At 74.0% G+C, this 24,460-nt stretch carries 20 protein-coding genes and 2 tRNA genes; 12 read left to right on the forward strand and 10 right to left on the reverse strand.

The annotated features are described in order from the left end of the window. Positions 1–2: 2 nt before the first annotated feature. Entirely contained in the window at positions 3–1,310 is a 1,308-nt protein-coding gene (gene dacB / locus LG324_RS02745) for a D-alanyl-D-alanine carboxypeptidase/D-alanyl-D-alanine-endopeptidase (protein WP_404351610.1), read from the reverse strand. A 334-nt stretch (positions 1,311–1,644) separates the two neighbouring features. Then, a tRNA-Gly gene (locus tag LG324_RS02750) sits at positions 1,645–1,718 on the reverse strand. A gap of 96 nt (positions 1,719–1,814) precedes the next feature. On the opposite strand from LG324_RS02750, the gene dcd reads away from it, so the two are divergent. Together dcd and LG324_RS02760 are read left to right on the forward strand one after the other, a co-directional pair. Continuing rightward, positions 1,815–2,390, forward strand: a complete 576-nt coding sequence (gene dcd / locus LG324_RS02755) for a dCTP deaminase (RefSeq protein WP_030527024.1) — start codon at positions 1,815–1,817, stop codon at positions 2,388–2,390. Between the two features lie 177 nt (positions 2,391–2,567). Continuing rightward, positions 2,568–3,317, forward strand: a complete 750-nt coding sequence (locus tag LG324_RS02760) for an alpha/beta hydrolase (RefSeq protein ID WP_404351612.1) — start codon at positions 2,568–2,570, stop codon at positions 3,315–3,317. On the opposite strand, the gene LG324_RS02765 is transcribed toward LG324_RS02760, so the two are convergent. Then, the gene (locus tag LG324_RS02765) at positions 3,280–4,686 is read right to left on the reverse strand and encodes an MFS transporter (RefSeq protein ID WP_404351614.1); all 1,407 of its coding nucleotides are present in this window, start codon (positions 4,684–4,686) and stop codon (positions 3,280–3,282) included. The genes LG324_RS02760 and LG324_RS02765 overlap by 38 nt on opposite strands. A 105-nt stretch (positions 4,687–4,791) precedes the next feature. On the opposite strand from LG324_RS02765, the gene LG324_RS02770 reads away from it, so the two are divergent. The 4 genes from LG324_RS02770 to LG324_RS02785 all read left to right on the forward strand — a co-directional run bounded on the left by LG324_RS02770 (position 4,792) and on the right by LG324_RS02785 (position 8,402). After that, entirely contained in the window at positions 4,792–5,934 is a 1,143-nt protein-coding gene (locus LG324_RS02770) for an ABC transporter ATP-binding protein (RefSeq protein ID WP_404351616.1), read from the forward strand. Between the two features lies 1 nt (position 5,935). Continuing rightward, a complete protein-coding gene (locus LG324_RS02775) occupies positions 5,936–6,583 on the forward strand; it encodes an ABC transporter permease (protein ID WP_404351618.1) in 648 nt (215 codons plus the stop codon). Continuing rightward, positions 6,580–7,359: an ABC transporter permease gene (locus LG324_RS02780; protein ID WP_207024066.1), complete on the forward strand. Its 780-nt coding sequence runs from the start codon at positions 6,580–6,582 to the stop codon at positions 7,357–7,359. Before LG324_RS02775 ends, LG324_RS02780 begins: the two co-directional genes overlap by 4 nt. Positions 7,360–7,478: 119 nt before the next feature. Continuing rightward, a complete protein-coding gene (locus LG324_RS02785) occupies positions 7,479–8,402 on the forward strand; it encodes an ABC transporter substrate-binding protein (RefSeq protein ID WP_404351621.1) in 924 nt (307 codons plus the stop codon). Between the two features lie 608 nt (positions 8,403–9,010). Here LG324_RS02785 and LG324_RS02790 read toward each other — a convergent pair. After that, positions 9,011–12,898, reverse strand: a complete 3,888-nt coding sequence (locus tag LG324_RS02790; RefSeq protein ID WP_404351623.1) for a heterodisulfide reductase-related iron-sulfur binding cluster — start codon at positions 12,896–12,898, stop codon at positions 9,011–9,013. A 208-nt stretch (positions 12,899–13,106) separates the two neighbouring features. Here LG324_RS02790 and cysK point away from each other — a divergent pair, with 208 nt between their 5' ends. Next, positions 13,107–14,036 (forward strand): cysteine synthase A, encoded by a 930-nt coding sequence (cysK, locus tag LG324_RS02795; RefSeq protein ID WP_404351625.1) that lies wholly within the window; start codon positions 13,107–13,109, stop codon positions 14,034–14,036. A gap of 1 nt (position 14,037) precedes the next feature. Next, the gene (gene cysE / locus LG324_RS02800) at positions 14,038–14,634 is read left to right on the forward strand and encodes a serine O-acetyltransferase (protein WP_404351627.1); all 597 of its coding nucleotides are present in this window, start codon (positions 14,038–14,040) and stop codon (positions 14,632–14,634) included. Between the two features lie 31 nt (positions 14,635–14,665). Here cysE and LG324_RS02805 read toward each other — a convergent pair whose 3' ends face one another. The 5 genes from LG324_RS02805 to LG324_RS02825 all read right to left on the reverse strand — a co-directional run bounded on the left by LG324_RS02805 (position 14,666) and on the right by LG324_RS02825 (position 20,756). Next, on the reverse strand, positions 14,666–17,116 hold the full coding sequence (locus tag LG324_RS02805) for a CHAT domain-containing protein (protein ID WP_404351629.1): 2,451 nt from the start codon (positions 17,114–17,116) through the stop codon (positions 14,666–14,668). A 97-nt stretch (positions 17,117–17,213) separates the two neighbouring features. Then, entirely contained in the window at positions 17,214–17,717 is a 504-nt protein-coding gene (locus LG324_RS02810; RefSeq protein WP_030527013.1) for a hypothetical protein, read from the reverse strand. Continuing rightward, positions 17,714–18,304, reverse strand: coding sequence for an RNA polymerase sigma factor (locus LG324_RS02815; RefSeq protein ID WP_036829067.1), 591 nt, complete (start codon positions 18,302–18,304; stop codon positions 17,714–17,716). The genes LG324_RS02810 and LG324_RS02815 overlap by 4 nt, the downstream gene beginning before the upstream one ends. Further along, on the reverse strand, positions 18,304–19,887 hold the full coding sequence (locus tag LG324_RS02820) for a S8 family peptidase (protein ID WP_404351632.1): 1,584 nt from the start codon (positions 19,885–19,887) through the stop codon (positions 18,304–18,306). The genes LG324_RS02815 and LG324_RS02820 overlap by 1 nt, the downstream gene beginning before the upstream one ends. A gap of 503 nt (positions 19,888–20,390) precedes the next feature. Beyond that, positions 20,391–20,756, reverse strand: coding sequence for a protoporphyrinogen oxidase (locus tag LG324_RS02825; protein WP_404351634.1), 366 nt, complete (start codon positions 20,754–20,756; stop codon positions 20,391–20,393). Positions 20,757–20,913: 157 nt separating this feature from the next. Here LG324_RS02825 and LG324_RS02830 point away from each other — a divergent pair. The 4 genes from LG324_RS02830 to LG324_RS02845 all read left to right on the forward strand — a co-directional run bounded on the left by LG324_RS02830 (position 20,914) and on the right by LG324_RS02845 (position 23,365). After that, a tRNA-Ser gene (locus LG324_RS02830) sits at positions 20,914–21,000 on the forward strand. Positions 21,001–21,561: 561 nt separating this feature from the next. After that, positions 21,562–21,954 (forward strand): cupin domain-containing protein, encoded by a 393-nt coding sequence (locus LG324_RS02835; protein WP_242525853.1) that lies wholly within the window; start codon positions 21,562–21,564, stop codon positions 21,952–21,954. After that, positions 21,951–22,916: a DUF1206 domain-containing protein gene (locus tag LG324_RS02840; protein WP_404351636.1), complete on the forward strand. Its 966-nt coding sequence runs from the start codon at positions 21,951–21,953 to the stop codon at positions 22,914–22,916. The genes LG324_RS02835 and LG324_RS02840 overlap by 4 nt, the downstream gene beginning before the upstream one ends. A gap of 32 nt (positions 22,917–22,948) precedes the next feature. After that, positions 22,949–23,365 (forward strand): GNAT family N-acetyltransferase, encoded by a 417-nt coding sequence (locus LG324_RS02845; RefSeq protein ID WP_404351638.1) that lies wholly within the window; start codon positions 22,949–22,951, stop codon positions 23,363–23,365. Between the two features lie 30 nt (positions 23,366–23,395). On the opposite strand, the gene LG324_RS02850 is transcribed toward LG324_RS02845, so the two are convergent. Then, positions 23,396–24,439 carry a LacI family DNA-binding transcriptional regulator gene (locus tag LG324_RS02850; protein WP_030527006.1) on the reverse strand — a complete coding sequence of 348 codons (1,044 nt, stop codon included), beginning with the start codon at positions 24,437–24,439 and terminating at the stop codon, positions 23,396–23,398. Between the last annotated feature and the right edge of the window lie 21 nt (positions 24,440–24,460).

Raw genomic sequence — 24,460 nt, forward strand, 5'->3', positions numbered from 1 at the left:
CGTCAGGAGCAGCCGTTGACGGTGGCGGCGAGCAGGTCGAGGCTCTGCTTGAGCGCGGTGCTCGAGGTCCGCCCGTTGACGATGAACGCGAAGACCTTGATGCGACCGTCGGGGTCGCGGGTGTAGCCGGTGAGCGAGGCGACGTCGCTCAGCGTGCCGGTCTTGGCCCAGACCTTGCCGGCGGCGCAGCGGGAGGCGCTGCTCGTGAACCGGTCGTACTTCGCGGCCAGGGTGCCCGTGCGCCCGGCGATCGGCAGGCTGCGCGAGCTGCGCATCGGGGCGAGCTCGGCGCGGCTCGAGTCGACGGCGCGGTCCATGACCGTCGCCAGCTGCTGCGAGCTGATGCGGTCCGAGCGCGAGAGCCCCGAGCCGTCGTACATCGCGCCGACGGACAGGCCGGCCTGCTGGAGCACGCGCGTCTGCGCGGCGCGGGCGCCGGTCCACGTGGCGTCCCCGCCGGCGGCGCGGCCGACGAGCTTGTGCAGCGCCTCGGCGATCTCGTTGTCGCTGACCAGGAGCATCCGGCCCACGATGTCGGTCATCGTCGCGCCGTCGGACGAGGCGAGGGTCTCGGCGCCGGAGCGGACGTTCTCGCGGCCGGCGTACGTGGCGGTGACGCCGCGGGCCTTGAGGCGGGAGGCGACGTAGGAGCCGACGTCGGCGCTCGTGTCGGCCACGTCGCGCTGGTCGCGCACGAGACCGCGGACCGGTGTGATCGAGTCGGGGACGTAGCTGGTCTTCCAGCCGGGAGCGAGCGTCGGGCTCGGGAAGACGTCGTCGTCGACGTAGACGCGGACGCTCGTGCGCCCCCGGGCCTTGAGCGTGGTCGCCGTGGTCGCCGCCATCGCGTCCAGCGCGGCGCTGCTGAGCAGCGGGTCCCCGCCGCCCTCGACGACGACGCGGTCGACGGCGGAGCCCTGCCGGACGCTCGTCCGGAACCGCTTGTCCGGGCCGAAGACGGTCAGGGCGTTGTGCGCGGTCACGAGCTTGGCGGTCGAGGCGGGCAGCTCGGTGGTGGTGCCCCTCAGCGACCAGATGCGCGTGTTCGAGGCCGCGTCGATCACGGTGCCCGAGAAGGCCGTCCCGAAGGCGGTCGTCGACACGCGCTGCGTCAGCTGCGTGCGCATCCGCTGGTCCGCGGCCGAGAACGTGTAGCCGCTCGCCGCGACCGGCACCGGGCGCGGCGTCGTGGACACCGGCGTGTACGGCCGTGGTGTCGTCGCACCGGACGCGGTGGCCGGCGCGGCGACGAGGGCCGCACCCATCACGACGGCGGTCAGCAGGCGGGTGGGGCGGAGGGCTGGGCGCATCGCGCTCTCCATCGTGACGTGCGGTCAGGAGCGGCCGTCAGCCCCTGCCGCCGCGGTCGGCAGGAGGCTAACCCGCTGCCTCCCGCCCTGTCCTGCGAAACGCACCCGCCCACGCCGAAGGGCCGATCGCTGCCCCCGGCGCACGCCCGTCCCGAAGAGCCGGCACGTGCGGGGTTGTCGCTGTCCGACCACCGGGCCGAGCGCGACAAGCCCGCACGTGCGGGGTTGTCGCTGTCTGATTGCGCGGCCGAGCACGAAAAGCCCGCACCTGCGGGGTTGTCACGGCCCGGGGGACGCCGGAGGCCCGGGCGCTGTCGCGTCCGGGCCTTCGTGATGGAGCCGATGACGGGAATCGAACCCGCGTGTCCAGCTTGGGAAGCTGGCGCTCTACCATTGAGCTACATCGGCGTGCCGGGTCGAGTGACCTCCCCGGCGCCCGGGAAGTCTAGCCCACCACCTCGGCCGCCTCGCACCGGGTCCGCCCCGTCCCGGTAGCCTGACGCCGTGCTCCTCTCCGACCGTGACATCCGCGCCGAGGTCGACGCCGGTCGGGTGGCCCTCGACCCGTGGGACCCGGCGATGATCCAGCCGAGCAGCGTCGACGTCCGCCTCGACAAGTTCTTCCGGCTGTTCGACAACCACAAGTACCAGGTGATCGACCCCGCGCAGGACCAGGCGGACCTCACCCGCCTCGTCGAGGTCGACGCCGAGGAGGGCTTCGTCCTCCACCCCGGCGAGTTCGTCCTCGGCTCGACCCTCGAGACCGTGAGCCTGCCCGACGACCTCGCGGCCCGCGTCGAGGGCAAGTCGAGCCTCGGCCGACTCGGCCTGCTGACCCACGCGACGGCCGGCTTCGTCGACCCCGGCTTCACCGGGCACGTCACGCTCGAGCTGAGCAACGTCGCGACGCTGCCGATCATGCTGTGGCCCGGGATGAAGATCGGGCAGCTGGCGTTCTTCCGGCTGACGAGCCCCTCCGAGAACCCCTACGGCTCCGAGGCCTACGGATCCCACTACCAGGGCCAGCGGGGCCCGACGGCCAGCCGCAGCTTCCAGAACTTCCACCGCGCCGACGTCTGAGCCGTTCCTAGGAGGCCACCCGGTGAGACGGAGGGTGCCGAACACCCCACGACACGCCGATCCTCGCCCGTCCTGCGTGCGGAATCGGTCGTCACGGGGTACGCATCGTGGGTGCGGCTCTCCGCCCGTCCCTGTCCCACGGCTGGACCCGCCCGACCCGCAAGGGGGGAACGAATGATGGACGAGCGCGCCGCCCACGGTCGGTCCCGCACCGCCGCCCGCACCTCCCGCACGCCCCGCACCCCGGTGCGCCGTCCCCGCCGACGTACCCTCGAGTCCCTCCTGCTCGCCCCCGACGGGGGTGGTGGTGCGCGCCTGCGCGGCCACGTCCCCGACCGGCCGAAGGCCCTCGTGCTCGTCCTCCACGGAGGGCGCGAGAGGAGCCGCGCCAAGGTGACGCGCTGGCAGCTCGCCGTCCTGCGGATGCTGCCCTTCGCCGGCTCGCTGCGCCGGGGCCTCGGCGACCAGGTCGCCGTCGTCCGCCTCACCTACCGGGTGCGCGGCTGGAACGGCCACGCGGCCGACCCCGTCGTCGACACCCGCTGGGCGCTCGAGCGCATCCGTCGCGTCCTGCCGGGCGTCCCGGTGGCCGTCGTCGGGCACTCGATGGGTGGCCGCGTCGCGCTGACCGTCGCCGCGGACGCCGGCATCGCGGCCGTGGCGGCCCTCGCCCCGTGGGTCGAGGGCGACCTGCGCGCCCCGCGGGACGGCCGACCCGTCCTCCTCATGCACGGCTCGGCCGACCGCACGACCGACCCGCGGCGGACGGCCCTCGTCGCGGAGCGCTGGCAGGAGTTCGGCGTCCCCGTCACGTGGGTCCGGGTGCCGGGCGAGCGCCACGCGATGCTGCGCCGCGCGCGCCGCTGGCACGACACCGTAACGGAGTTCGTCAGCGGCGCGCTGCCGGTCGCAGACCGAGCCAGCTGACCGCCGCGCCGGCCACGAGCAGGCCGGCGCACCAGAGCATCGCCCCGCGGTAGCCCGCGGTCATGGCGACGGGGTCGAGGTAGTCCTCGCCGGCGAGCCCGACGACGCCGGGCAGCGCCGCGACCGCGAGCAGGGACCCGGCCCGGGCCACGGCGTTGTTGACGCCGCTGGCCACCCCGGCGTGCCGGTCCGGCGCGGCACCCAGCACCGCGGCCGTCAGCGGCGACACCAGCCCCACGAGCCCGAGCGCGAAGACGACCATCCCCGGCAGCACGTCGAGCCACCCGGCGGAGGCGTCGACGCGCAGCAGCAGGAGGCTGCCCGCCGCGCACAGCAGCGGGCCCACGGTCATCGGCAGGCGCGGCCCGATGCGCTCCGCGAGCGCCGCCGAGCGCGACGACAGCAGCATCATCACCACGGTCAGGGGGAGGGCCGACATGCCGGCGGTCAGCGCGCTCCATCCGGCCACCTGCAGCTCGAGCACCACGAAGAGCGTCACCGCGCCCAGCGCCCCGTACACGAGGAGCGTCATCGCGTTGGCCGCCGAGAAGACGCGAGAACCGAACAGCGACAACGGGACCAGCGGATGGGCCGAGCGCCGCTCGACGGCGACGAAGCCGACGGCCGCGGCCGCCGCCACCACCCAGCACCCGACGAGCGCCACGGGCGCCAGCGTGCCGGCGGCGGTCAGCGCGTACGTCGTCGCCCCGAGCGCGAGCACCGTGAGCACCGCGCCGGCGACGTCGAAGCGCCGGCGCGCGGCGCCGGGGTCGCGGCTCTCGGGGACGCGTCGACCCGTCAGGAGGACGACGGCCGCGCACAGCGGCACGTTGATCGCGAAGACCCAGCGCCACGACGCGTGGTCGACGAGCCAGCCGCCGACGAAGGGCCCGAGCGCCGCGGCGACGCCCGAGAAGCCGGCCCACGTGCCGATGGCCGCCGCGCGGTCCGCCGGGCGGAAGGTCGTCTGGATGATGGCGAGCGCCCCCGGCGTCAGGAGGGCCGCCCCGACCCCCTGGAGCACCCGCAGCCCGACGAGCTGGGCCGGGGTCTGCGCCACGGCGCACGCCACGGAGGCCAGCGCGAACCACACGACCCCGACCTCGTAGACCCGCCGCCGGCCCCAGCGGTCGCCGAGCCCGCCGCCGACGAGGACGAGGGAGGCGAGGGCCAGCAGGTAGCCGTTGACGACCCACTGCAGCTGCGCGAGCGAGGCCCCGAGGTCGGCGCCGATCGTCCGCAGCGCGACGTTGACGACGCTGCCGTCGAGGATGGCGACCCCGGTGCCGAGCACCAGCCCGGCCAGCACCAGTCGTCCCTGCGCCGAGCGGCGGTCGAGGTGCTCGTCGGCGGGGACGGTGTCGGTCACGCCCCTCACGCTAGGTGGCGCCGCGGGTCTCGATCCGGTCTCGGTCCGTCGAACGTGCGTCATCAGGGGCGGTCCACCTGCGGTTGCGCGCACTAGGGTCGACGGATGATCCGCTTCGACGGCGTGACCAAGCAGTTCCCGGACGGCACGGTCGCCGTCGACGACCTGAGCCTCACGGCCCCGACGGGCAAGATCACCGTGCTCGTCGGGCCCTCGGGGTGCGGCAAGACGACGAGCCTGCGGATGGTCAACCGGATGATCGAGCCGACGAAGGGGTCCATCTCCCTCGACGGCCAGGACACCGGTCGGATGAAGCAGTCCGAGCTGCGGCGCGGCATCGGCTACGTCATCCAGCACGCGGGGCTCTTCCCGCACCGGACCGTGCTCGACAACATCGGCACCGTGCCCCGGCTCCTCGGCTGGGACCGCAAGCGCACGCAGGAGCGCAGCCACGAGCTGCTCGAGCGCGTCGGGCTCGACCCCGTGCTCGGCGACCGCTACCCGGCGCAGCTCTCCGGCGGCCAGCAGCAGCGCGTCGGGGTCGCCCGAGCGCTCGCGGCCGACCCGCCCGTCATGCTCATGGACGAGCCGTTCTCGGCCGTCGACCCCATCGTCCGCGACCAGCTGCAGGACGAGTTCCTGCGCCTGCAGGACGAGCTCGGCAAGACGATCATCTTCGTCACGCACGACATCGACGAGGCCATCAAGCTCGGCGACCAGGTCGCGGTCCTCCGGGTCGGTGGCCGGCTGGCGCAGGTCGCCGAGCCCTCGTACCTCCTCGCCCACCCGGCGGACGACTTCGTCGCGGACTTCGTCGGCCGCGACCGCGGCTACCGCGCCCTGCAGTTCCAGCGGACCCCGCACCTGCCGCTGCGCTCCGAGCGGACCATCGTCCTCGGCGAGCAGCCCGCGGCGGGCAGCGCGGCCTGGCTGCTCGTCGTCGACGAGCAGCGCAAGCCGCTCGGATGGGTCGAGCCGGCGCGCATCGGCACGCGGGGGGTCGAGGACGCCGACCTGCACCGCGGTGGCACGGTCGCCCGCGCCGCCGGGACCCTGCGCGGTGCCCTCGACGCGTCGCTGTCGTCCCCGGCGCGACGCGGCGTGGTCGTCGACGACAGCGGCGTGCTCGTCGGCACGGTGCTCGCCCACGAGGTGCTCAGCGCCATCGAGGACACCGACCGGCCCGAGCGCGACGAGGAGGACCCCGTGCACGGCGGGGCCGTCTCGCTCGCGGAGGACGGGGCCTGAGGTGGACTGGCTCGCCGCGAACTGGCGCACCGTCATCGACCTCGCGGGGCAGCACCTCTACCTCGCGGGGGTCCCGCTCGTGCTCGGGCTGGTGCTCTCGCTGCCGCTCGGCTGGGCGGCGAAGCGCTGGCGCGGGGCGTACCCGGCGGTCGTCACGACGAGCGGCCTGCTCTACACGATCCCCTCGCTGGCGCTCTTCATCATCATGCCGATCGTCCTCGGGACGAAGATCCTCGACCCGGTCAACGTCGTCGTCGCGATGACGATCTACACCGTCGCGCTCCTGGCCCGCACGGTCGCCGACGGCCTGATGTCCGTGCCCGACCACGTCGAGCAGGCCGCGACCGCGATGGGCTACCGGGGGCTGCGCCGGCTGGTCGGGGTCGAGCTGCCGCTGGCCGTCCCGGTCATCGCCGCCGGCCTGCGGGTCGCGGCCGTGAGCAACGTGAGCATCGTCAGCGTGGCCTCGCTCGTCGGCGTCTCGCAGCTCGGCACGCTGCTCGTCGACGGGTGGCGCCGCATCATCTGGGGCGAGCTCGTCACCGGCATCGTCGCGTGCCTCGTGCTCGCGCTCCTGCTCGACGGCCTCATCCTGCTCCTTGCCAAGGCGTTGACGCCCTGGCGCCGCGTGGCCGGAGGTACCCCATGATCGGCTCGCTGCTCTCGTGGCTCACCGACCCCGCCAACTGGTCCGGGTCCGACGGCATCCCCACCCGGCTGCTCGAGCACCTGATGTACGCGGTGCTGACGATGGTCATCGCGGCGGTCGTCGCGCTGCCGCTCGGCCTGTGGATCGGGCACAGCGGCCGGATGCGCTGGCTCGTCACCGCGACGAACGCGGCCCGCGCCATCCCCACGCTCGGGCTGCTCTTCGCGGCGTCGCTGCTCGTCGGCCCGGTGCTCAAGGGGGACGCCGCCTACCTCGCGCCGAGCATCGCCGTCCTCGTCCTGCTGGCCGTCCCGCCGCTGCTCGCCGGCACCTACGCCGGGGTCGAGGCCGTCGACCCGGCCGCGCGCGACGCCGCCCGCGGGGTCGGGATGACCGGCTGGCAGGTGCTGCGCCAGGTCGAGCTGCCGTGCGCGCTGCCGCTCGTCATGTCGGGTCTGCGCACCGCGGTGCTCCAGGTCGTCGCCACCGCGACGATCGCGGCGTACATCGGCCTCGGCGGGCTCGGGCGCTACCTCGTCGACGGCATCGCCCTCGGGGACTACCCGCGGGCCGCCGGCGGCGCCCTGCTCGTGGCGCTGCTCGCCATCGCCCTCGAGGGCCTGCTCGCGCTGCTCCAGCGGCGCCTCGTGTCGCCGGGTCTCACCGGTCGGGGGCGTCGTGTCGGTGGGTCACGAAACGATGACGAATCCGTCTCCGCGGAAGCAAACGCCCGGACGGCTGTTGCTCCGGGTGGGAGGTCGGGTACGAGCTCTTGACGCGACCTGCCCCGCGAGCCCATCCGGACGCCACGAGCCGGCGTCCCCCATCCGTGCACCACCGACCACACACCGGCCCCGGCCACCGAGCCCGGCCACCACGAAAGGGACCGACCCCGATGAAGCGCAGAACCGTCCTCACCTCCGTCGCCGTCGCCGCCGCCCTCGGGCTGTCGGCCTGCGGTGGTGGCAGCGACCCGCTCGCCAGCGAGAGCCCGGCCGCCGGATCCTCCTCCGGCGGTGCCTCGTCCGGCTCGATCGTCGTCGGCGGCGCCGACTTCTCCGAGTCCACCGTCCTCGCCGAGGTCTACGCCGGCGCATTGCGCGCCAAGGGCATCGACGCGTCGACCAAGACCAACATCGGGGCGCGCGAGATCTACCTGCGCGCGCTCGAGGACAACTCGGTCCAGGTCTTCCCCGAGTACACCGGCGCGCTCGCCGTGTACTACGACAAGGAGTACGCCGGCACCGACGCCGACGAGGTCTACGCCAAGGCCAAGGAGGTCGTCCCCGACACCCTGACGGTGCTCGACAAGTCCGCCGCCGAGGACGTCGACTCGCTCGCCGTCACGAAGGAGACGGCCGACTCGAAGAACCTCAAGACCATCGAGGACCTCAAGGCCGTCGCGGGCGACATGACGCTCGCCGCGCAGCCGGAGTTCAAGGAGCGCCCGCAGGGTGTCGTCGGCCTCGAGAAGGTCTACGGCGTGACGTTCGGCTCCTTCCGCCCGCTGACCGGTCAGGCCGTCCTCCAGGCGCTCGTCAACGGCCAGGCCGACGTCGCCAACATCTTCTCGACCGACCCCGGCATCGCGGCGAACAACCTCGTCGTGCTCGAGGACACCAAGCGCGTCTTCGGGTCGCAGAACATCGTGCCGCTCGTGCGCGCCGACAAGGCCGACCAGGTCAAGGACGCGCTCAACGCCGTCTCGGCCAAGCTGACGACCGACGCGGTGACGCAGATGCTCAAGCAGACCGACATCGACAAGAAGGACCCCAAGACCGTCGCCGCCGAGTTCCTCAAGAGCAACGGGCTGGGCTGAGCGACCGTCCGCGGGGCGCGACCCCGCGGGTGAGCGACCGGGCCCCCGGTGACCGACCAGGTCACCGGGGGCCCGCTCGTCGTCCTGGGCCGGTGTGGCGACCCGTCTTGTCCTGCCCCGTCGCCCCGTCGCCCCGTCGCCCCGTCCGCCGCCCGCTCCTTTCCTGACTTCTTGCGAGTTGAGCCGCTCTACACGCCGCTGGACGGCGTGTCGAGCGGCGGAACTCGCAATCAGTGGGGTGGTGAGGGCGACTTCTTGCGCATCCGCCACCCCGGAGGGGCCTCTGGGGCGCTTCTGAGGTGGCGGATGGGCAATCAGTCGGGATGGGTCGAGCCGGCGGTCAGTCCAGGGGTCGGGCGGAGCAGGCGGCGCGGACGGCTCGCGCGGTCGGTCCCGCCGGTGACGTGGCCCCACTGCGACGTCGGCCTCATGCGACTTCTTGCGAGTTGAGCCGCTCGACATGCCGCGGGTGGGCGTGTCGAGCGGCGGAACTCGCAATCAGTGGGGTGGTGAGGGCGACTTCTTGCGCATCCGCCACCTCGGAGGGGCCTCTGGGGCGCTTCTGAGGTGGCGGATGCGCAATCAGTCGGGATGCGTCGAGCCGGCGGTCAGTCCCAGGGGTCGGGCTCGTCGAGCAGCGCTGCGTCGCCGCCGAACGACCCTGGGGCTGCGCCGGGCTTGCTCGCCGGCTTCTGCTCCTCGGTGGTCGGCGCCTCGGTCGTCGGCTGCTCGTCGGCCGGCTCTTCGACGGGCTCCGGCTCGTCGGCAGGCTCCGGTGTGGCGGACTGCTCGGTGTGCTCGGTCGGGTGCGGCTCCGCGACGGGTGCCGGGGTGTCGGTCGTCTCGTCGGTGGCCGCCGCATCCTCGGTGGGCTTCACGCCGTCCGTCGACGGGGAGCTGTCGGGTGCGGCATCGTCGACCGCGGTCGCCGGCGTCGCCTGCGCGACCGGGGCGTCGACCGGCTCGTCCCACGGGTCGGGCTCGTCGAGCAGTGATGCGTCGCCACCGAACGAGCCGCTCGCCGGCACGGTCGCCACTGGGGCCTCGTCCGCGACGGGCTCCGCCTCGGGGGCCGGCTCCTCGTCCGCCTGCTGCACGGCGTCCGGCTCGGGGGCTGTGTCCGGCTCCGGCGCCGGAGCGTTGGTGGCAGGCGCCACCGAGTCGGCGGGCTCGTCCCAGGGGTCGACGTCGTCCGCGTCCGTGGCCGCAGCCTCGGACTGGTCGGAAGTCGACACATTCGTCGATTCCTGCACGTCGACGGCGGGCTCGTCCCAGGGGTCGACGTCGTCGTCCGTGGTCGTCGCGGTGGCCTGGTCGGAAGTCGACACATTCGTCGATTCCTGCACGTCGGCGGCGGGCTCGTCCCAGGGGTCGACGTCGTCCGCGTCCGTGGCCGCAGCCTCGGACTGGTCGGAAGTCGACACATTCGTCGGTTCTTGCACGGGCTGCGTGGCGGGCGCGTCGGCGGGCTCGTCCCAGGGGTCGACGTCGTCAGCGTCCGTGGCCGCAGCCTCGGACTGGTCGGAAGTCGACACATTCGTCGATTCCTGGACGGGCTGCGTGGCGGGCGCGTCGGCGGGCTCGTCCCACGGGTCGACCTCGTCGGTCGAGGCCGCGGCATCGGCCTTGGCCTTCTCCTCGGACGGCTCGCCCTGCGAGCGGCCGGGTGCCGGGTCCGCGACGGCAGCGGGCTCGTCCCACGGGTCGGGCTCGGAGCCGTCGACGACGGCCTCCGCCGTCTCGGTGTCCACCGCGACCTCGGGCTCCGCGGCACGCTCGGACGTGGCCGGCGCGGCGGGCTGGTCGTCCCAGGGGTCAGCCTCGTCCTGTTCGGGCGTGGACACATCCGTCGATTCCTGCACGGGCTGCGCAGCGTCGGTGCTGGGTGCAGGCGTGGGCTGGTCGTCCCAGGGGTCAGACTCGTCCTGTCCGGGAGTCGACACGTTCGTCGGTTCCTGGACGGGCGCGGCGTTCGCAGCCGGGGCGGGGGCGGTCTCGGGCTCGGTGACGGTGGCCGCAGCAGCAGCGGTCGCCGCAGCGGCAGGCGCCGTGACCTCCGGCGCGGCCGACGTGGCCTCCGCCTCGACCGCGGTCTCGGGCGCCTCCTGGCCCCGGCGGACGGCCGCGAGCAGCATCTGCGCGACGTCGACGACCTCGACCTCCTCGCCGACGCCCTGCGCCTGCTTGGCGGTCAGCCCGTCCGAGATCATCACGCGGCAGAACGGGCAGCCGATGGCGATGCGCTCCGCGCCGGTGGCCAGGGCCTCGTCGGTGCGGTTGGTGTTGATGCGGGTGCCGAGCTTCTCCTCCATCCACATGCGCGCGCCGCCGGCGCCGCAGCAGAACGACTTCTCGCCGTGCCGCGGCATCTCGCGCAGCTCGACCCCGGGGAGGGCGCCGATGAGCTCGCGCGGCGGGGCGTAGACGTCGTTGTGCCGGCCGAGGTAGCAGGGGTCGTGGTAGGTGACGGACGGTGCGGTCGAGGCGGCGTTCTTCGCCGACGACATGCCGGGCGCCTCGTCGGGACGGCCCACCGGGACGAGCTTCTTCTCGCGCACCAGGCGGTTGAGCAGCTGCGTGTGGTGGACGACCTCGTAGCTCCCGCCGAGCTGCGGGTACTCGTTCTTGATCGTGTTGAAGCAGTGGGCGCAGGTGACGACGACCTTGGTGACGCCGAACTCGCCGAAGGTCTCGACGTTCTGCCCGGCGAGGGTCTGGAACAGCAGCTCGTTGCCGGCGCGGCGGGCGGAGTCGCCGGTGCACGTCTCGCCGTCACCGAGGACGGCGAACGAGACGCCGGCGGTGTCGAGGAGCTCGGCGACGGCGCGCGTGGTCTTCTTCGCGCGGTCCTCGTAGGCGCCGGCGCAGCCGACCCAGAAGAGCCACTCGACGTCCGAGGCCTTCTCGACGTCCTGGCCGAGGATCTTGACGTCGAACGGCAGGTCCTTGGCCCAGTCCAGGCGCGCCCGGGCGCCCATGCCCCACGGGTTGCCCTTGCCCTCGAGATTCTTGAACAGGCCCCCGAGCTCCTGCGGGAACGCCGACTCGATGAGCGTGGCGTACCGGCGCATGTCGATGATGTGGTCGACGTGCTCGATGTCGACCGGGCACTGCTCGACGCAGGCGCCGCACGTCGTGCACGACCAGAGCACGTCCTGGTCGATGACGGCGTCGGGGCCGTGCGGGTTGTACGCACTCAGCGGGGCCGCCGGGTCGTAGCCGGTGTCGCCGACGAGGGCCATCGAGGTCCAGTCGACGACGTCGACCGAGCCGGCGGGCTCGATGCCGTCGGTCGGGACGGTCGCGGCCGCGCTCGCGACGGAGGCCATCGCCTTCTCCTGGTCACCGTTCGCGGCCGAGAGCGCGCGCAGGTACGGGGCCTTGGCGTCCGCGTGGTCACGCAGCGTCATCATGAGCAGCTTGGGGGAGAGGGGCTTCTCGGTGTTCCACGCGGGGCACTGCGACTGGCAGCGGCCGCACTCGGTGCAGGTCGAGAAGTCGAGCAGCCCCTTCCACGTGAAGTCCTCGACCTGGCCGACGCCGAGGACGTCGCCCTCCTCCATCTCCTCCATCGCCTCGATGTCGAACGGCTTGCCGCCGACCGTCATCGGCTTGGCCGGGCCGAGCGCGGTGCGGCCGGACGACTCGCGCTTGAACCAGATGTTCGGGAAGGCCAGGAAGCGGTGCCAGGCGACGCCCATCGTCGGCTGGAGCGCGATGGTGATCATCCACGCGAACGAGATGAGGATCTTGACGGTCGCGACGACCTGCACCCAGGCGGCGAGCCCCGCCGGTGTGGTGCCCGACCACCAGCCGGCCATCCAGCCGGTCAGCGGGAAGTGGGCGACGAGCGAGGTGTCGGGCTCGAAGCGCTGCACCATCGCCGCCTCGAGCCCGCGCAGCAGGAGGATGCAGAACGTGACGAGGAGGATGGTCAGCTCGACGTAGTAGGCCTGCCAGAAGGTCGAGCCGTAGAACCGCGAGAACCGCCCGCCCTCACCGCGCGCCCGCCGCGGGTGGTTCTTCTGGCGGATGGCCATGAGCACGACGATGCCGACGAGCCCGCCCCACGCGAAGACCTCGACGACCCACTCGAACGGGGCGAAGTGGCCGAGGACCGGCAGCCGGTAGTCGGGCTGGACGAGCTGGAAGAACGCGTTGACGAGCGTCGTGAAGAGGATGATGAACGCCAGCGCGGTGAACCAGTGCGCCGCCGCGACGACCTTGAGCCGCGACATCCGGGTGTGCCCGAGGAACTCCTTGGCCAGCGTCCAGGTGCGGGCCGCCGGCGCGTTGGTGCGCGAGCCGTCGGGCTGCCCGAGGCGGTAGAGCGTGACGAACCGCCCCACCTGCCGGAAGAGCAGCGCCCACCCGATCGTCGGGACGACGAGGCAGAGGACGATGGCGACGACCTGCAGGGCGGTGACCCCGCCGAACCGGTCGTCGAACGACGGGATGACGTCGCTGGCCAGGGCGGGCGCGAGGGCAGCAGGCATGCGGGTCAGCGTACCCGTGGGTAAGCAAGCGCTCACCGGTCTGTGACGACCGTCAACAGGGCCCGGACAGCCCCGAGAGCTCGTTGTCCGACCGGATAACGGCGTGTTGGAATACGCATAACGACTCCGGGGTTGGCCCGGAGAGCAGGCTCGACGCGCCGCATCCCCGGATCCCGGGGTCGGCGCCCACCGACAGAGAGGCGACCCGATGCCCATCCTCGACGACGTGACCCAGGCCGTCGGCAACACCCCGCTCGTCCGGCTCAACCGGATCATCGACGGGGACGCCACGGTCGCGGCGAAGCTGGAGTTCTACAACCCGGCGAGCTCGGTCAAGGACCGCATCGGGGTGGCCATCATCGACGCCGCCGAGGCCTCGGGCCAGCTCGAGCCCGGTGGCACGATCGTCGAGGCCACCTCCGGCAACACCGGCATCGCGCTCGCGATGGTCGGTGCCGCGCGCGGCTACAAGGTCGTCCTCGCGATGCCCGAGTCGATGAGCAAGGAGCGCCGCGCCCTCCTGCGCGCCTACGGCGCCGAGCTCGTCCTCACCGACCCCTCGACCGGGATGAAGGGCGCGGTCGCCAAGGCCGACGAGATCGTCGCCGAGCGCGAGGGGGCCGTCCTCGCCCGGCAGTTCGCCAACGCCGCGAACCCCGAGGTGCACCGTCGCACGACCGCCGAGGAGATCTGGAAGGACACCGACGGCGCCGTCGACATCGTCGTGGCCGGCATCGGCACCGGTGGCACGATCACCGGCGTCGGAGAGGTCCTCAAGTCCCGCAAGCCGGACGTCCAGATCATCGCGGTGGAGCCGGAGGAGTCCCCGATCCTCAACGGGGGCCAGCCCGGCCCGCACAAGATCCAGGGCATCGGCGCGAACTTCGTCCCCGAGATCCTCAACACCGAGGTCTACGACGAGGTCATCGACGTCAACGCCTCGACCTCCGTCGAGTGGGCCCGCCGGGCCGCGACAGAGGAGGGCCTGCTCGTCGGGCTGTCGTCCGGCGCCGCCCTCGCCGCCGCCAACCAGGTCGCGAGCCGCCCCGAGAACGCCGGCAAGACGATCGTCGTCATCATCCCGAGCTTCGGCGAGCGCTACCTCTCGACGATCCTGTTCGAGGGTCTCGTCGACTGACATGTCCCTCCTCCAGCAGGCGCGCGCCGCGGTCCGGGAGGACCTCGATGCGGCGATGCGGCGCGACCCCGCCGCAGAGACGCGGACCGACGTGGCCCTGAACTCCCCCGGGCTGCACGCGATCTGGTCCTACCGGCTCGCGCGCCGCTTGTGGCAGAAGGGTCCCCAGTGGCGCCCGGCCGCACGCCTGCTGTCGACGGCCACCCGCGCGGTGACCGGCGTCGAGATCCACCCCGGAGCCCGCATCGGCCGGCGTTTCTTCATCGACCACGGGATGGGCGTCGTCATCGGTGCCACCGCCGTCGTCGGGGACGACGTGATGCTCTACCACGGGGTCACCCTGGGCGGTCGGTCGCTGGCGCGCGGCACGAAGCGGCACCCGACCCTGGGCGACCGGGTCGTCGTCGGCGCCGGTGCCCGCATCCTCGGCGACATCGGGATCGGCGACGACGCGCAGGTCGGTGCCAACTCGGTCGTCGTCAAGGACGTCCCCGCGGGTGCCGTCGCCACCGGTGTCCCGGCCCGTGTGCGCGTGCCCCAGCTGCCCGGCGAGGACCCCTACGACGCGCTGTTCGCCGAGCCGGCCATCTTCATCTGACCTGCGCGAGGACCTTCCTGGTCACGCGAGATCATGGCGTAGCCCGCCACTCCGATCCGTAGAGACAGAACACCCCGGCTCCGGGGTGGTCGACCACGACCTCGGCCCACGCCAGCCCGGCGTCGACCCCCGCCGCGATGCGCCGGTGGTGCGCGACCATCGCGTCGTGGGCCACGTCGTCCGCGACCGGGGCGACGGCGGCGAGCACGCTCGTCGCGCCGAGCGAGAGCAGGGCGATGGCCAGCCCGAGCGGCTCGTCGCCCGGACGGGTCGAGAACTGCCCGACGTCGCAGGCCGACAGCGCGACGTGCTCGGCGGCGACGGGCCGCGGGAACTCGTGGGCGAAGACGGGGCCGTCGGCCATCCGCACCGACGAGAAGAGCGGGCTCTGGCCCTGGTGCAGGCCGTGGGCCGCGAGGTGCACGACCCGCGCCGCTCCCAGGGCGTCGAGCACGTCCGCACTGGAGGCCGGCCGTTCGTCGACCTCCCCGGCGACGCCCCAGGCCGCGGCGACGGCCCGGATCTCCGGGAGGGTGCGCGCCAGCCCCGGCCCGTAGAGGGCGGCGACGGGGGTCGTCGGCCGTGCCGAGGCCGCGTGGGCGGGACCCCGCACCCAGCGGGTCAGGCTCGGCGCCACCGTGACCGGTCGACCGCGCAGGCTGGGCATGAGGCTCCACGGCATCCCGGCGAGGGTGCGCGACGGCACGACGACGACCCGGTGCTCGTCGGCGCCACCGGGGTTGAGGAGCGTGTCGGCCGCCGCGAGCGACGAGACCGTCGCGCGCTCGAGGACGGCGGCCATGGGCGACCCGGAGGCGATCGTCGCCCGGGCGCGCAGGTCGCGCCGCAGCCGCGTGACCGCCTCGACGACCGCGGCCACCGGCCCGACGTGCACGACCTCGGCCCCGGATGCGCGGAGCACCACCTGGTGCAGCTCGCCGGCGGACTCGAAGAACTCGACGACCGTCGTGCCGTCGTCGAGGGCTGCGCGGGCCTCGTCGGCATCCACGGGATGGACCGCACCGCTCGCCGTCCCGTCGAGCGCGAGGCTCCACTCCCGCTGTGCGACAAGGGTCTCGAGCTCGTCGACCCGGGGGGTCAGCGTCGCTGCCTGGTCGCCGTCACTGTCGGCGAGCAGCTGCCGCAGGCGGCGCAGCTCGCGCGTGGCCTCGGCGAGGTCGGGGTCGTCCGGGTCGGTGACGGGGTTGATGCGGTGCGAGATCGCCCGCCAGCGCTCGACCGTCGCGAGCACCTCGTCGGCGGGGTCCTCGGCGAGGGCGCGCTCGGTGTCGAGGGCCGCGAGCCGCCGGCCGTGGAGGGCCAGGGCGGCGCGCACGTCGAGGCTGGCCGACTGGACCTGGTGCGCCGCGAGGACGCGGTTGCCGTCCTCGAGCCGTGCCCGGGCCTGCGGGCCCCGGCCGCGGGCGAGGTCGAGGCGCGCTCGGACGAGCACCTCGTGGAGGGTCGCGGCCAGAGACGGCTCGCCGCCGTCCCCGAGCGCCTCGAGCCGCTGCTCGGCCCCGTCGGCGTCGCCGAGCAGCAGGCGGGCCTCGGCCTCCAGCCGGACGGCCTCGCGGCCCGAGGTGCCGAGCGTCGGGGCGCCGGGCTCGCCGGCCCCGTGCTCGGTGTGCCGGACGAGCCGCTCGACGACGGCCGGCAGGTCACGCCCCTCGGCGACGTCGACGCCCGCCCGCAGCAGCTCGGCCTCGCGCACGAGGTCGTCGGCCTGCCGGGCCCGGTAGGCCGCGGTGGCGTCGCGGATCCGGTCGCGTGCCCGTTCGAGGTCGCCGACGAGCAGGTCGCAGCGTGCGAGGCGCAGGCTGATCTCCCCCTCCTCGAGGCGGTGGGCGGAGGAGTGGGCCGTCGAGAGCGCGGCCTCGAGCTCGGACCGTGCCCCGTCGACGAGCCCCGCGGCGAGGAGCACCTCGGCGTGGTCGAGGCGGGCCCGGTCGCGCGCGACCGCGACGTCCATCGCGTCGGCCTCGCGCATGAGGGTGAGGGCGCGGGGCAGGTCGCCGTCGACGAACGCGACGACCGCCCGGTTGTGCCGGGCCTTGAACTCGAGCTCCGGGTAGCCGTTGGCGACCGCGATGTCGCGGGCGAGGTCGAAGTTCTCGGCGGCGTCCTCCGAGCGGCCGACGCCGAGCCAGGCCTGCCCGAGGTTGAGGTGGTAGGCCCACCGCTGGGCGGGCTCGAGCCCGGAGCCCTCGACGTCGACCGCCAGCAGCGCCTCGACGCACGGCGGCCACGCGCCGACGCGTCCGTGGAGCGTGCCCTCCTGGATGTGGGTGAGCGCGACGAGCAACGGGTCGTCGAGCTCGAGCGCCTCGGCCCGCGCGGCGTGCAGCGTCCGCAGCGCCGGCTGGATGCCGTCCGCCTCGAGCTCCGACCACGCCCGCGTGATGCGGATGCGGACCCGCAGCCAGCGGGCCCCGTGGTCGGAGCGACCCTCCAGCAGGCCGAGGGCCTGGTCGAGCCGCACGGCGGCAGAGGCGAACTCACCGATCTCGTTGTCCGCGCGCGCAGCATCGAGCAGCCCCCCCGCAGACTGCAGCGGGTCGCGCTCGATGGCTCCTCCTCTAGAGGTCGATGGCCGGTGTGATGACCGGCGGCGCGTCCGGTCGCCCGCGTCGCCGCAGGACGAAGTTCACCAGACCGCGCTCGACCCCCGCAAAGGTGAACCGCCCGTCGGGATCGGTGGCCGCGGTGCGGGTCCGGCTGCGCTCGCGCAGCTCGACGTCGACCTCGCCCTCGCTGGCCCAGCCGACGACGTCGACCCGCCCGGGGCCGGCCGGCTCGAGGCTGACCATGACGCTCAGGCCGTCGCTGGCGAAGGTCACGGTGTCAGCACGGTCGTAGTCGGCGCCGCGCACGCTCGTCAGGGCCTCGGCGTCGGAGACGATGCGGGCCACCTCGGCCTCGAGCGAGGCGACGGTCATCGCGAAGGTGATGCGCTCGACGAGGCCGGACGGCACGGGGTCGAGCGCGTCGTGGGCGGCGCGAACGGCGGCGAGGACGCGCACGTCCGTGGCGTCGACCGGCTCGCCGGCCAGGCGCTCCTCGTGGTCGGGTGCAGGGTTCATGAGGTCATCTCCCAACGGGGATCGGAGGTCAGGGCGGCGCGCAGCTTCGCGAGACACCGGCCCCGGGTCGGGCCGATCGACCCGACCGGCATCCCGAGGGCGTCGGCCACCCCCGCGTAGTCGGGTCGGTCGGCGTACGCGATGGCGCGCAAGAGGGTCTGGCAGCGGTCGGACAGCAGGTGGAAGTGCTCCCAGACGACGCGCTGCTCGTCGTGGGCGAGGACGGCGTCCTCGGGGGAGGGGGCGGTGTGGTCGGGCTCGGCCTCGCGCACGTCGTCGTGGGCGTCGGGTTCCTCGCGGTGCCCGCGCGAGCGCAGCCGCCACGAGTCACGGCGCGTCGTCGTGAGCAGCCACTTGAGGACCGAGCGGGGGTCGTCGACCGACCCCGCGTGCTGGACGAGCTTGAGCCAGGTGTTCTGGACGACGTCCTCGGCGGCCTGGTGGTCGAGCCCCGACTGGCGCGCGACGGCCCACAGGAGGGGCGTGACCTCCCCGACGAGCAGGGTCATCCCCGAGCCGTCGCCGTCGCGGAACGTCTCGAACGCGGCGGCCGCCCGGACGGCGAGGCCGTCGGCGTCGGTGTGCATCACGGTGCTCCTCCCAGGGCCTTGGCGACCGCCTCCGCCACCGACCCGCAGGTCTTCGTGGCGAGCAGCTGCGAGATGCCGCCGGCGCAGCACGGGGCGGCGAACGAGGTGCCGCTCCAGACACCGAAGCCGGTGGCGTAGCAGTCGGGGTCGGGGGTCTCGCGGGCCGGCGACCCGTGCCCCGCGGGCACCGCGAGATCACCGCGCAGCGACCCCTCGAGCGTCGTCGGCATCGTGCTGACGACGGCCACGCCGGGGTGCCAGTGGGTGACCCACTCGCCGGTGTTCGAGAACGTCGCCGCGGCCTTGCCCGTCGGGTTGAGGGCACCGACCGCGGCCACCGGGATGGCGCGGTTCGGGTTCTGCGAGAGGGCGGCCGGCCAGAAGTGCTCCGTGGTGGAGCCGTTGCCGGCGGCGGCGACGACCGCCACGCCGTCCTCCGCGAGCGTCGCGATGACGCGGAAGAGGGCGTCCTCGTCCGAGACCGTGTCCGGGCGCTCGTGGTAGTAGCCCATCGAGAGGTTGACGACGCTGAGCGGCTCGTGGTCGACCCGGCCCTCCTGGGCGGCCCAGTGGTAGAGCGCCAGCAGGCCGAGCGCCTCGACGACGTCCTGCTCGTCGGCCGCGCCGTCGCCGTACATGACGGGGACGACGACGAGGCGCGCGTCGGGGCACTGCTGCCGGATGACGCCCGCGACGAAGGTGCCGTGGCCCGCGAGGGCATCGAGGGTGCCGTTGACGGTGTCGACGGTGACACCGCGGCCCTCGGGGTCCCGGTCGGGCGCGAAGCGCAGGCCGATGGTCTGCCCGGCGACGGTCGGGTCCCGGTCGACGAGCGGAGAGCCGTCGAACCACGGGTGGGAGCCGAGGCCGGTGTCGAGGACGGCGACGACGGGGGACGGGCCGCCGGTGGGCTGCGGTGCGTCGACGTGGAGCTGGACGGGCCCGCGCCCGGCGGCGACGCCCGGCGCCCCCACGCCGCCCATGTAACCGACCCCGCCCATGTACCCGACACCACCCATGTAGCCCACGCCGCCCATGTAGCCCACGCCGCCCATGTACCCGACGCCACCCATGTAGCCGACGCCCTCGAGGCCGCTCGACATCATCACGTGGTTGAGGCTGAAGCCGGCGGCGGCCTTGCGGTCGACGCCGCGGGCGCGCTGGACGACGTCCCAAGCGGTCAGCGGCGCGCCGACGCGGCCGGGGTTGGGGCGCAGCTCGACGAGGCGGTGGGTCAAGCGGCCGAGGCGCTCGGCGTAGCCCAGCTCCTGCGCGGCGGCGGCGACGCGGCTCGGGAGCACGTCGACCTGGAAGTCCATCTCCTCGCCGATCCGGCGCAGCAGCTGCAGCGGCCCCTCGTCGAGCTGCTCGTCGGTGAGCCCCGGGACGAACAGACGGTGCGGGACGTACGCGACCGCGCGCGGTGCCGGCTCGTCCCCGACGCGCGTGGCGGTGCGGGGGTCGAGGACCGTCGCACCGAAGCGGCGCAGGGCCGTCTCGGGCACCGCGAAGACCGGCGGGACGGGTGGCCGGGGTCGGCGGCCGTCGTCGGTCGGGCGGTCGGGGTCCTTGCCGTCCATGGCTGCTCCTGGGGGAACCGGGCCGGATGGGGTGTCCGCGCCGGTCCAGCGTAGTGAGGATCGTCAACGCTGAGAAGGAGCCGGCGAGGGCCGGGGTGATACCTCCGACCGTGTGACGTGGATCTCGTCGTCGAGGACGTATCAGGAGGGCCGGCCGGTGCTCCTGACGCACGTGAGCCCCCTCGGGCCACGACGATCGGGTCCCGCTGGGGAGCTGCCCCGGTCGCCGTGACCCGGGGCCGGTCCGCCGCCCGAGGTGGTGGACCGGCGGTCCCCGGGGCTGACCGGGCGGACGGTCCACGTGGCCGGCCGACCGAGCGGGGCCGACGGCCCCGGTGCCTCACCGCCCGGACCTGCGGTGTCGCACCGGTCGGAGGAACCGCGCACCCGGGGGACCGGTCACGCCGAACGGCGCCCGCAGGGGGGCGCCACCGGGTGCTTCCAGAGGGCGCCCGGACGGTGTGGCCGGTCTCCCACCGACGGTCCGGGCCGCGGAGGGGCGGTCAGTCGGGGGTGCCGGGGGCCCGGGTCGCGGCCGCCCAGGCGTCCGCGTGCTCGGCCTGCTCGGAGCGCAGGGGCGCCCCGTCGCTGGTCGGGTGACCGTTGGGGGCGATGGCCTCCGAGGCGACCGTGCGACCCTGCCGCAGCCGCTCGCCCGTGGCGCGCGCGGCGTCGGCGACGAGGTCGGCGACCACCGGCGCCGCCTTGGTGCGCGCGGCCTCCTTGGCCTGCGCGACCTGCTTCTGCACCGGCCCGGAGTTCCACACCTTGCTCGAGGTGCGACGGATCTGCTCGTAGCGCTGCGTCCCCGCCTTGGCCCCGAGGACGTAGCCCGCGGCCAGCCCGGCCATGAAGGTCAGCTTGCCCATGAAGGCTCCTCTCGTCGGCCTCCGACCTTACCCATGGCCCGGTGGCGCCACGCAGCCGCGCACCCGGCGGATGCCGAGCGCCCGCGCCCCGCGCGAGCCGCGGCCCGGGCGAGCCCTACGCTGGGCGGGCGGTCCGGGCGTGATGCCCCGGGCCGTTGGAGGGCTCGCATAGTGGCCTAGTGCGGCGGTCTTGAAAACCGCTATGGCGGCAACGTCATCGTGGGTTCGAATCCCACGCCCTCCGCGCGGCTCCCCCCGCGAGCCCGCGAGCGGCGGAGGCCGCGGAGGACCGGGGATGACGGGGAGGCCCGCGCCGAGGAACGAGGCGCGAGCCGGAGTCCCACGCCCGTGCCCTCCCGACATATTGCGAGTTGAGCCGCTCGACACGCCGCTGGAGGGCGTGTCGGGCGGCGGAACTCGCAAGAAGTGGGGGATCGGGCGCGACTGATTGCCCATCTGCCACCTCTCGAGGGCCTCTGGGGGCGCCAGGAGGTGGCGGATGCGCAAGAAGTCGGCCTGGGTGTCATTCGACTGATTGCGAGTTGAGCCGCTCGACACGCCGCTGGAGGGCGTGTCGAGCGGCGGAACTCGCAAGAAGTCGGGGATCGGGCGCGACTGATTGCTCATCTGCCACGTCCCGAGGGCGTCCGGGGGCGCGAGGAGGTGGCGGATGCGCAAGAAGTCGGCTGGGTGTCATCCGACTGATTGCGAGTTGAGCCGGTCGACACGCTGCTGGAGGGCGTGTCGAGCGGCGGAACTCGCAAGAAGTCGGGGACGGGGGGAGTGGGGTGGCTACCGTGGGCGGGTGGACCACCAGCCGGTGCGCGTCGTGACCGACGCCGAGCTCGTCGACGCCGACCCGACCTCGGGGATGCTGCGCCGGCGGGCCTTCGAGGTGCCGGGGCTGTGGGCCGGCCAGGTCGTCACCGAGCCGGGCGCGGTCTCGGGGTGGCACCACCACGACAGCAACAGCAGCGTCCTCTACGTCGTCCGCGGCGTGCTGCGCCTGGAGTGCGAAGGCGTCGAGGGATGGGTCGACGCCGTGCCGGGCAGCTACGTGCAGGTGCCGGCGTTCACCGTCCACCGCGAGTCCAACCCCGGGCGCGAGCCGTCGCTCGCGGTCATCGCCCGCGCCGGGACGGGCATCCCCACGGTCAACGTCGACGAGGCGCCGCCGCCCCACCGGGGACGCGGGTGAGCGCGACGCCGACCCCGCCGGGCGGCACGGCGGCGCCCGACGACACAGGCCCGCTCGAGCACGTGCGGGAGGCCGCCGCCGACCTGGCCGCGCCGGTCGTCGACGCGGCCCACGACGCGCTCGACGCCGCCCACGACGCCGTCGAGGTGGTCGCGGAGACCGCGCACCAGGTGGCCGAGGTGACCGCGCAAGCCGCGGAGGTCGCCGAGACCCACGCCGCGGTGAGCACCGGTGCGCGCCTGGGGTTCTTCCTCGACGGCCTGCTCCACGCCGCGATGGGGTGGGCCGGCCTGCAGATCGTCTGGCTCGGGCACAGCCGCAGCACCGCCGACGAGTCGGGCGCGCTCACCTCGATCGCGACGTCGCTCGGCGGGCGGGCCGTCCTCTGGGTCGGGGTCGTCGGCTTCGCGGTCGTCACCGTCTGGAACCTCGCCCGCGCCCTGACCGGCCGCCACTGCCATACGCGGCTCAAGCGGCTCGAGCACGCCGCCGACGGCATCGCGTACGCGACAGTGGCCTGGGCGGCCGCCGCCTTCGCCATCGGTGCGGGGCAGACGAGCCGGGACTCGACGGTCGGCATCACGCGCACCCTCCTCGCGCTGCCCGGCGGCGTGCTCCTCGTCGTCGGCACCGGCATCGCGGTCGCCGGGGTCGGCGCCTTCAGCATCTGGTCGGGCCTCTCGCGCGACTTCCTCGTCGACCTCGCGCGCCGGCCGGGCCGGGCGCTCGTGCTCGTCGGCATCGTCGGGTTCGTCGCCCGCGGCGTCGCGTTCGGCATCGTCGGGCTGCTCTTCGTCATCGCCGCGTGGACGCACGACGTCAGTGCCTCCACCGGCATCGACGGCGCGCTGCGCTTCCTCCAGGACGCCCCGGCCGGCCGCTACGCGCTCGCGGTCGTCTCGCTCGGGCTCGTCGCCTTCGGCGTCTACCTGATGACGCGCGCCCGCCACCTCCGGCGCTGACGCGCGCCGCGTCCATCGACGAGGATGGTCGGATGCGCCTGACGACCGGGACCGCCGACGCCGCCCTCGACCAGCGGCTCTCCGACGAGCTGGACCGCGTGAACGCCGCCGCGACACCGGGACTCGCCCCGGCGGAGGAGCTGACCGTCCGCGTCACCGACGACGACGGCGAGCTCGTGGCCGGCGTCTCCGGCTGGACCTGGGGCGTCGCCGCAGGCATCGGGATGACCTGGGTGCGCGAGGACGAGCGGGGCACCGGCGTGGGCCGCAGGCTGCTCGACGCGTTCGAGGACGAGGCGCGCCGGCGCGGCTGCGCGCACGTCTACGTCACGTCGTTCACGTTCCAGGCGCCGGCGTTCTACGAGCGGGCCGGCTACCGCGAGCTCTTCCGCTGGGACGACGTGCCGGCCCGGGGCATCGCGGACGTCCACCTGCGCAAGGACCTCTGACGAGCCGAACAGCCTGTGTCGCAACCGCCCTCAGGCGCGCGGCGGGATCTCCCCGGAGCCGCGGCTGACGAGCGTCGGGTCGACGACGAGGTGCTGCGGCGGCGAGGTGTCGCCACCGATGCGCGCGAAGAGCCGCTCCGCGACGAGCCGGCCGATCTTCGTCACGTCCTGGCGGACGACGGTGAGCGGCGGGTCGAGGAGGTCGGCCAGCGGGAAGTCGTCGAAGCCGACGAGCGCGACCTCGTGGTGCACGCCGCGCTCGCGCAGCGCCCGGACGGCCCCGGACGCGAGGATGTTCCGGCCCGCGAAGACCGCGGTCGGCGGGTCGTCGAGGTCGAGGAGCCGGTGCACGACCTCGCTCGCCTCGTCGGTGGAGGCGACGCCGTCGACGACGAGCCGCGGGTCGGGGCGCAGGCCGCGGTCGGTGTGCGCGGCGGTGAAGCCCTCGCGCCGCAGCTGCGCGGTCGTCAGGGTCGGGAGGTGGAAGAGGGCGGCGATGCGTCGATGGCCCCGGTCGAGCAGGTGCTCCGCGGCCATCCGACCCCCGAGGAGGTTGTCGATGACGACCGAGTCGACGTCGACCCCGCGCGGCGGCCGGTCGACGAAGACCGCCGGTGTGCCGGTGCGCAGCTCGGCGACGAGGTAGTCCTGCCGGTCGCTCGCCGGCATGAGGACGAGGCCGTCGACCCGCCGCGTCACGAGGTCGTGAACGAGTTCCTGCTCGCGGTCGACCCCCTCGTCGAGGCTCGCCGCGAGGACGCCGGTGCGGTGCGAGCGGGCGGCGTCCTCGAGCGAGCGGAGCAGCCCGGCGGAGAACGAGTTGGACACGTCCTGGACGAGGGCGCCGATGAGCCCGGAGCGTGCACCGGTGCGCCGGAGGTTGCTCGCGGCGAGGTTGGGCCGGTAGTCGAGGCGCTGTACCGCGGCGGTGACACGCTCGCGGACGTCGGGGGAGACGCCCGCCTCCTCGTTGACGACGCGCGACACCGTCTTGAGGCTCACCCCCGCCAGGGCCGCGACGTCACGCATCGTCGCTCGGGGGCGACTCTCTCCTGACAACGATGTCACGGCCATGTCACAAGGTGTAGCCCATCT

It is taken from the genome of Phycicoccus jejuensis (genome assembly GCF_044797865.1).
Classification (GTDB): domain Bacteria; phylum Actinomycetota; class Actinomycetes; order Actinomycetales; family Dermatophilaceae; genus Phycicoccus; species Phycicoccus jejuensis.

What these genes read in the sequence shown, in the direction of transcription:
- LG324_RS02825 (WP_404351634.1), bottom strand. Translation starts at nt 20,756, where the DNA reads ATGGGCAAGCTGACCTTCATGGCCGGGCTGGCCGCGGGCTACGTCCTC.
- dacB (WP_404351610.1), bottom strand. Translation starts at nt 1,310, where the DNA reads ATGCGCCCAGCCCTCCGCCCCACCCGCCTGCTGACCGCCGTCGTGATG.
- LG324_RS02820 (WP_404351632.1), bottom strand. Translation starts at nt 19,887, where the DNA reads ATGGACGGCAAGGACCCCGACCGCCCGACCGACGACGGCCGCCGACCC.
- LG324_RS02845 (WP_404351638.1), top strand. Translation starts at nt 22,949, where the DNA reads ATGCGCCTGACGACCGGGACCGCCGACGCCGCCCTCGACCAGCGGCTC.
- LG324_RS02810 (WP_030527013.1), bottom strand. Translation starts at nt 17,717, where the DNA reads ATGAACCCTGCACCCGACCACGAGGAGCGCCTGGCCGGCGAGCCGGTC.
- LG324_RS02790 (WP_404351623.1), bottom strand. Translation starts at nt 12,898, where the DNA reads ATGCCTGCTGCCCTCGCGCCCGCCCTGGCCAGCGACGTCATCCCGTCG.
- LG324_RS02780 (WP_207024066.1), top strand. Translation starts at nt 6,580, where the DNA reads ATGATCGGCTCGCTGCTCTCGTGGCTCACCGACCCCGCCAACTGGTCC.
- cysE (WP_404351627.1), top strand. Translation starts at nt 14,038, where the DNA reads ATGTCCCTCCTCCAGCAGGCGCGCGCCGCGGTCCGGGAGGACCTCGAT.
- cysK (WP_404351625.1), top strand. Translation starts at nt 13,107, where the DNA reads ATGCCCATCCTCGACGACGTGACCCAGGCCGTCGGCAACACCCCGCTC.
- LG324_RS02770 (WP_404351616.1), top strand. Translation starts at nt 4,792, where the DNA reads ATGATCCGCTTCGACGGCGTGACCAAGCAGTTCCCGGACGGCACGGTC.
- LG324_RS02815 (WP_036829067.1), bottom strand. Translation starts at nt 18,304, where the DNA reads ATGCACACCGACGCCGACGGCCTCGCCGTCCGGGCGGCCGCCGCGTTC.
- LG324_RS02760 (WP_404351612.1), top strand. Translation starts at nt 2,568, where the DNA reads ATGGACGAGCGCGCCGCCCACGGTCGGTCCCGCACCGCCGCCCGCACC.
- LG324_RS02850 (WP_030527006.1), bottom strand. Translation starts at nt 24,439, where the DNA reads ATGGCCGTGACATCGTTGTCAGGAGAGAGTCGCCCCCGAGCGACGATG.
- LG324_RS02785 (WP_404351621.1), top strand. Translation starts at nt 7,479, where the DNA reads ATGAAGCGCAGAACCGTCCTCACCTCCGTCGCCGTCGCCGCCGCCCTC.